At 48.8% G+C, this 643-nt stretch carries 1 protein-coding gene; it reads right to left on the minus strand.

What is annotated here, in order from left to right; genetic code table 11:
* Window positions 1-79: 79 nt before the first annotated feature.
* On the minus strand, window positions 80-409 hold the full coding sequence (tnpA, locus tag ACOCD2_RS24625; protein ID WP_419626323.1) for an IS200/IS605 family transposase: 330 nt from the start codon (window positions 407-409) through the stop codon (window positions 80-82).
* Window positions 410-643: the final 234 nt, after the last annotated feature.

A 643-nucleotide genomic window follows, 5' to 3' on the forward strand; every position in this document is an offset into this window, starting at 1 on the left:
TGGTGGGTTATGGTCTGATCCAATCAAATACTACCCGCAGAGCGGGTAGTATGATGAAAGCCCCCAGAGGGGGCTATTGTCAGAGTCCCGCCAACCTTAACTGCTCTTGGCGCTTCTCTTCCCGTTCCTGATTCTTTATGTACGCCCGTATCGCTGATTTACCTTTCAGAAAACCGATGGTGTTTGCCACACTGTATTTGGGGGGAATCATCAACAGCATGTGAATGTGATCACGCATAGCGTAACCCTCTATCAATTCAACACCCTGCTGACGACACAACTCCCTCAATATCCCTCCTATTTCTTTCCTCAGCGTTCCGTAAATCGATTTCCTTCGATACTTCGGAACAAACACTACATGGTATTTGCAATAATGCTTCACGTGAGCTTGGCTTTGCCAGTCTCTCATAATGGCCTCCTATAGAACTTGCCGGTTCAAAGGAGGCCATTTTCTTACTCCGCACGCCGGTATGGCAGAGCCTTTTCGTGTCTCACCGCCAGAGGCGGTGGTTTACCAAGTTTTAATTATTGGGCTATCTGGATGATCAGACCGTCAGGCAACTGTGTTGCCATTCGCCCTGGCGAAAGGACAATCCCACAACGGCAGGGCAGATCCGTAAAGGACTGCTACTGATTTTTCACC

The organism is Thiolapillus sp. (assembly GCF_048562965.1).
In the GTDB taxonomy this organism is placed as follows: domain Bacteria; phylum Pseudomonadota; class Gammaproteobacteria; order Chromatiales; family Chromatiaceae; genus Thiolapillus; species Thiolapillus brandeum_A.